This is a genomic window from Acinetobacter baretiae, assembly GCF_015627105.1.
Taxonomy (GTDB): Bacteria; Pseudomonadota; Gammaproteobacteria; order Pseudomonadales; family Moraxellaceae; genus Acinetobacter; species Acinetobacter baretiae.
This window is the reverse complement of the sequence record NZ_VTDM01000014.1, coordinates 1-5,244: the sequence shown is the minus strand read 5'-3', so window position 1 is coordinate 5,244 and position 5,244 is coordinate 1. Positions and strand designations below refer to the sequence as shown.

The window sequence follows — 5,244 nt, the reverse complement described above, 5'->3', positions numbered from 1 at the left end:
TTTAACACATTTAGAATGTCTACAGGCACTTTTTGACACAAGCAACAGCGAATTTCCTATTTATAGAGCTTCGCCCTTCGATTCTGATCATGAAAATACGATTGCAACGGTAATCTTTACGGTTCAAGTGGGGAAAGTTGCTTGGGAATTATTTAGAAAAGGAAGTGATACACCTGAAAATAAAGGTGAAGTTTGCTTAATGAATCAGTAAGATAGAGGATTGAATACTGTTTACTTAGATGGTTGTAAGGTCATATGAATCCTAGAGAAAAAATAATTGATCATTTTTCACAGCTATCGCCTGAACTTAAAAGATCTGCTCAGTTTATCTTAGACAATGAGCAAGAGCTGATTGTACTGTCGATGAGAGCTTTTGCTTTAAAAGCAGAGGTTAAACCTGCGACCTTATTAAGGCTCGCAAAGTGTTTAGGTTATGAGGGATGGAATGGTTTAAAAGATGATTTTATTGTTCTAAATGGATTGCGAAACGATCAAAGTTATACCTCAAAAGCACAAAAAATGGTGAATGACTTAAGCAATGAGTTAGGTAATGATCTATATGACTTATTGTTTGAGTCTCAAATGAGTAATTTAATTGCTACACATCAAAAAAATAAAGAATCATTTCAACAGTTTGTTGATCTTTTTGATCATGTCGACCATATTTATATCTGTGGCTTTAGAGCCAGTTTTCCAATTGCATGGTCTATATTTTATGTTTATAAGTTATTTAATAAAAATATTACCTTAATTGATGGGTTAGCCAGCAACTTAGAAATGTATATGAGAGATTTTTCGAAAAAAGATGCGGTGATCGTTGTTGGTTTTCATCCATATTCGCGAGAAATTATTTCAGTGATGAATAATGCCAAAACTGCAGGAAGTAAGATTTTTGCGATTACAGACCATGTTACGTCACCTCTTGCAACGCATGCCATATCAACATTATGGTTTTCTACAGACAGTCCATCATTTTTTCCTTCGATTTCATCGGGTTTAGGTATCTCTGAAGCACTTTTAGCGGCATTACTGTCTAAAAATGGACAAAATGCCGTTGAAAAAGTCAAAATCAATGAAGAATTTATTATTCAATCAGGTGCTTATTTTAATGATCGATTTGAGAAATAGATGTGATGAATGGCAAAAAAATTGAGTTTTATGCGTTGAGTAGTTCATGACGAATAGAGTATTAAAAATAATACTATTTTAGATGATATACGGGTAAATAAGTGACGAATTAAAGGGATTTTCCACATTAAAAACACGATGATTTAAGTACAATGTGTATGTTAAAAATAATAAATTTTTATTTATTTTTTTCATAAAAAATCAGCCCCTTTATTAATCATAAAGGGGCTAATGTAAAGATGATTATTTATTGCGTTGGCGTAGTAATCCAATGTGTTGCAGTAAATTCTTCTATAATCCATTCACTGTTGAAACGGCCTAAACCTGAGTTTTTCTCACCACCGAATGGTGCAAAAGGACTCTCTCCGACAGAAATATCATTAATATGAGTCATACCTGCTTCTATACCAATCGCAAATTTCAAGCCACGCTCAACATCTGCACTACATACAGCGCTTGATAGACCATATTCTGTGTCGTTTGCAAGTTCTAAAGCGTGTGCTTCATCACGTGCTTTGATAATGGGTAAAACAGGGCCAAAGCTTTCTTCTTTAGCCAATGACATATCTGGTTGAACATTGCCAAAGACGTGTGGTGTAATCAGGTTGCCTGAAATTTCACCTTTAACAAGAAGTTCTGCACCTTGCTCTAGACCTTTTGCAATAATACCTTTAATACTGTCAATTTGAGATTGATTAATAATCGGCCCAACCAATGTGTCCTTGAGTGATGGATCACCAGACTTAATGTTTTTGACCGCAGGTATTAATTTTTCAATAAATTGATCGTAAATTTTAGCATCTACAATCACTCTATTGGTACTCATACAAATTTGGCCTTGGTGTAAGAATCGGCCATTAATGGTTAATGCGACTGCCAAATCTAAAGGTGCATCATCTAAAATAACAAGTGGTGCATTGCCTCCAAGTTCTAATCCTACACGTTTAATTCTATTTGATGAAACAGCAAGCTTGGCGACTTGTTTACCAATTCCTGTTGAACCTGTAAATGAAACAAATTTAGACAAATCATGTTCAACTACATAATCGCCAATTTCACTGCCTGAGCCAACAACAACATTCAACAAGCCTTGAGGTGCTTTTGCCAATTCTAGTATTCGGGCAAGAATTAAACCACCTGTAACAGGGGTATCACTTGCAGGTTTTAATACAACGGTATTGCCTAACGCAATTGCTGGTAATACTGAGCGCATACTTAAATGGAATGGGAAATTCCAAGGGCTAATGACCGTGATCACACCAAGTGGTTTACGAAAAAACTGACTTTTTTTATCTTCACGTAAGCTTTTTAAGGCAGTGGCTTTATTTACTTCAGAAGTATAGTCCATTGAAGCCATGACCATGGTCAATGATGCATCAATTTCAAAATTGGCTTTGGTATGTGTACTGCCAGATTCTTTAATCAGCCATTCAACAAGTTCTTCACGATGAGTTTTAATCACTTCACCGATGCGTTGTATTAATTGTTTACGTTCTTCTGCAGGTGTTTTACTCCACTGCTGAAAAGACGTAGATGCTGTAATATAGGCCTGATCTACATCATTTTTATCGGCTGCTTGAATAACACTTAATTCTTCACCATTGTATGGGTTGGTGTTTTTAATTTTCTTTTCTGAAGATCCTTGTACCCAAGATCCATTGATAAATTGTTTGCTGTAGTCAATCAATAAGCTCATTTTTTAAATCCTTCTGCGGGTGATGCTTGAATGCTGATATATAGTGGATGGCTAAATGTTTGAAATATTTTTCAAATCAATTTAGGTCATTTTTGAGTACAACTTTATATTTTGCTTTTCCTTCTTCTAAATGTGCAATGGCCTCGTTAATTTGAGACATAGGAAACACCTCAACCATTGGTGTAACACATTTATCGGCAGCAAAGTTTAATAAGGTTCTGAGTTGCCATGGTGAACCTGTAGCTGAACCTGTTACTGATTTATCACCATTTATAAGCGACATAGATGGGATTTCAAGTGGTTTTAACACAATGCCAACGGTGTGAAATTTACCATTAACAGCAAGTGCATTGAAGAAATCAGTCCATTTTAAGCTTACAGCAACTGTACTGATCACTAAGTCAAATTTACCTGCCACAGCTTCTAATTCTTTAGGATCTTTACTGTTAACAACATGTGTTGCACCCATTTCACGAATAGAATCTGCTTTTGATGTAGAGGAGGTAAATGCCGTAACCTCAGCACCTAAAGCATGGAGGAGTTTGATGGCAATATGCCCTAGTCCACCTATACCAATGACAGCCACTTTACTCATGGCATTGATATTGTGTGTGAGTAATGGTTTAAACACTGTAATGCCGGCACACAGTAAAGGCCCTGCAGAAACAAGGTCGATATGATCGGGTAGGGGAATTGCCCATTGCCAATCTGCACGTACTTTGTTGGCAAAACCACCACGGTTTGAAATTGTCGTTACCGCTTGAGTACAGTTCACCTGATTGCCACTAATACATTGGTCACAATGTTGACAGCTTTTAGCATTCCAACCTAGACCAACTTTTTGTCCAATCTGTAAACCTTTGGTTTTTGCAGATTCGCCTAATGCAGAGATACGTCCAATAATCTCATGTCCTGCAATCAGTGGATACTTTGACATATTCCACTCATTGTTGATCATAGATAGGTCTGAATGGCATATACCACAATATTCGACATCTATTTCTACTTCATCAACAAGTAGCTCACCAAACTCATAGTCATATCGTTGTAATACTTCATTTGCTTGCATTGCTGCATAACTTTGAACACTCATCTTTAAACTAGCCTATTTAGTAAACTAAGATTAAAGAATAAAGTGTTTAAATAACAATTTGTAGTTTAGAATTGATGAAACATAATCAAATTTTTATTGATAATTGAGCATTTGAAGGATCATATCACGATGAACGAATTAAGATCTATTTCATTGTTTATACAAATTGTTGAGTTAGGGAATTTTAATAAAGTTGCGATTAAACATGGAGTTACGCCTCAATCGATTAGTAATAGCATTAAGCAATTGGAAGATCATTTAGGAATTAGATTATTTTATCGAACAACGAGAAAAAATACACTCACAGAAGAAGGAACAATTTTTTACAATCAAACCAAACCAATTGTGGGAAATATTCAAGACATTATTTATGAGACCAAAACGGCAAAAAACCCACATGAAGGCCTCATTCGAATTACAGCAACACCATCAATTGGCCGAAAAATACTACTGCCTCTGATTTATGAATTTAATCAAATGTACCCATTGATCGAAATTGAATTGCTGATGGAAGACAATAGTTTTGACATGGTTGAACATCGAATAGATTTAAGTTTTAAAGCCATTTTTGAACCTAAGGCTCAAGTGATTGCAAAAAGATTATGTAATATACAAGACATTGCGTGTGTTTCGCCTCGGTATATACAACAATATGGATATCCCAAAAATTTAGATGAAATTGATGAACATCGTTGTGTGGTATATCGAAACACAATTACAGGAAGAATACAGCCGTGGGAATTTCAAAATGAAAATCAAATGATTTTTAAAAATGTAAATCCTTATTTTTGTACAAATAATTCAGAAGCTAAAGTAGATGCCGTGTTATATGGGCTAGGTGTAGGTTTAGTTGATAACTTAAATGCATACAATTATCTTAAAACAGGTGAACTCATTCCATTATTTCCGGAAATGACCAGTGAACGCCGTGGTTTATATTTGATTTATGCACAAAAAGATACCCTTCCACCTAGAGTCAGATTATTTATAGATTTTATGTCTGATCATATTTCTCATGATAGTCAAGAATACCATTTTTCTTGTCAGGAGCTGACCAAGCACAAGCAAAAAATACACACATTAATGCCTACCTCAATTTAAAAATATAGATATAGAGTGAGAATATTGACCATTCAACCATTCAACCATTCAACCATTCAACCATTCAACCATTCAACCATTCAACCATTCAACCATTCAACCATTCAACCATTCAACCATTCAACCATTCAACCATTCAACCATTCAACCATTCAACCATTCAACCATTCAACCATTCAACCATTCAACCATTCAACCATTCAACCATTCAACCATTCAACCATTC

Annotated in this window: 6 protein-coding genes; 4 read left to right on the top strand and 2 right to left on the bottom strand. The window is 35.2% G+C overall.

Going from position 1 to position 5,244, the window contains the following annotated elements:
* Positions 1-211, top strand: a 211-nt coding sequence (locus I2F17_RS07040) for a hypothetical protein (protein ID WP_235985929.1), incomplete at its 5' end; no start/stop codon positions are given.
* Between the two features lie 44 nt (positions 212-255).
* The gene (locus I2F17_RS07035) at positions 256-1,128 is read left to right on the top strand and encodes a MurR/RpiR family transcriptional regulator (RefSeq protein ID WP_211139432.1); all 873 of its coding nucleotides are present in this window, start codon (positions 256-258) and stop codon (positions 1,126-1,128) included.
* Positions 1,129-1,375: 247 nt separating this feature from the next.
* Here the strand turns inward: I2F17_RS07035 and I2F17_RS07030 are convergent, their stop codons facing one another.
* Both I2F17_RS07030 and ahr read right to left on the bottom strand, forming a co-directional pair.
* Positions 1,376-2,824: an aldehyde dehydrogenase family protein gene (locus tag I2F17_RS07030; protein ID WP_211139431.1), complete on the bottom strand. Its 1,449-nt coding sequence runs from the start codon at positions 2,822-2,824 to the stop codon at positions 1,376-1,378.
* A gap of 76 nt (positions 2,825-2,900) precedes the next feature.
* Positions 2,901-3,917 (bottom strand): NADPH-dependent aldehyde reductase Ahr, encoded by a 1,017-nt coding sequence (gene ahr, locus I2F17_RS07025; protein WP_211139430.1) that lies wholly within the window; start codon positions 3,915-3,917, stop codon positions 2,901-2,903.
* Positions 3,918-4,046: 129 nt separating this feature from the next.
* Between ahr and I2F17_RS07020 the strand changes: the two genes are divergently transcribed.
* Entirely contained in the window at positions 4,047-5,018 is a 972-nt protein-coding gene (locus I2F17_RS07020) for a LysR family transcriptional regulator (RefSeq protein WP_196422524.1), read from the top strand.
* A gap of 24 nt (positions 5,019-5,042) precedes the next feature.
* The coding region (locus I2F17_RS07015; protein WP_211139429.1) for a hypothetical protein at positions 5,043-5,244 on the top strand (202 nt) is incomplete at its 3' end.